A 1,035-nucleotide genomic window follows, 5' to 3' on the forward strand; every position below is an offset into this window, starting at 1 on the left:
GCGAGTAGAGCTGCACCGCCAGCCCCCAGGCGCGGCCGCCTGGGCAGGCATCGGCCAGGCGCTGGCCATGCTCCGGCGCAACCGCCAGGGTGATCCGGTGCCCGGCGGTCTCCAGCTGGTAGTAGCCGGGCAGGGCCGGCGCCAGCAGGGTGGCGCCGCCCGGCGCGGGCTGGCTGCGGCCCTCGACGCTGGTGCCGTCCTCGGCGGTCAGGCGGTAGCGGTCGGGGGCGAGGCGCAGGCAGACCGGCAGGCCGGGATCGGCGGTCAGCAGCGGCGGCTGCACCCGGTGCGCCTGCCGCCACTGCGCCATGCTGTCGCGCAGCTGGGCGTCGCCGGCCACCGGCAGGCCGAGCGCGCCGAGCACCCGGCGCAGCGTCTCCGGCGTGGTCTCCCGCCGCTGGCCGGTGGCGTCGTGCCAGTCCAGCATCAGCCCGACGGCACGCGCCAGGCGGCGCAGGGCGGTGTCGCTGTTCATCCGGCGGGCTCCTGCAGCCAGGCGATGGCGGAACGGGGCGGCAGCTCGCCGCCGCGGGCGGCCTCGCCGGCGCCGGGGGCGGAGGCGGCGATCATCTCGCCGGGGAAATGCGGGCAGGGCAGGGACTCGTCGCCGAACTGCGCGGCGACGCTGAGCACCGAGCCATCGGCCAGGCGCCACTGCGCCCGCACCCCATGCGCGCCCAGCGTCGCGGCGCCGAGCGACTGCGCGCCGGCCAGGTGCCGCGCCAGTTTCTTGCGCCGGGTCTCCAGCAGGAACCGACAGAAATTCTCGGCCTCGACATTGGCCGGGTGCTCGCGATCGCCGGGCTGCGGGCTGCTGGCGGCGAAGGTCTTCGGGTCGTTGGGATCGGGGATGCGCTCGCGCCGCTCGGGATCGGCGAAGCTGGCGAAGCGGGCGAATTCCTTGCGGCGCCCCTCGCGCACCGCGGTCGCCAGCTCGGGCGAGCCGAAGCCGGTGAAGAACAGGAAGGGGCGCTCGGCGGCGTATTCGTCGCCCATGAACAGCATCGGCACCGGCGGGGTCAGCAGCAGCAGCAG

General features: G+C 76.0%; 1 protein-coding gene and 1 pseudogene. Both read right to left on the bottom strand.

What is annotated here, in order from left to right; genetic code table 11:
• Positions 1-475 (bottom strand): annotated as a pseudogene (locus BKE38_RS28330) (4-alpha-glucanotransferase); the annotation flags it as partial.
• A partial coding sequence (locus BKE38_RS28335) for a DUF3459 domain-containing protein (RefSeq protein WP_131829771.1) occupies positions 472-1,035 on the bottom strand: 564 nt, incomplete at its 5' end. The gene BKE38_RS28335 and the pseudogene BKE38_RS28330, both read right to left, overlap by 4 nt.

Origin of the sequence: Teichococcus deserti, from assembly GCF_001982615.1 — a bacterium.
Taxonomy (GTDB): domain Bacteria; phylum Pseudomonadota; class Alphaproteobacteria; order Acetobacterales; family Acetobacteraceae; genus Pseudoroseomonas; species Pseudoroseomonas deserti.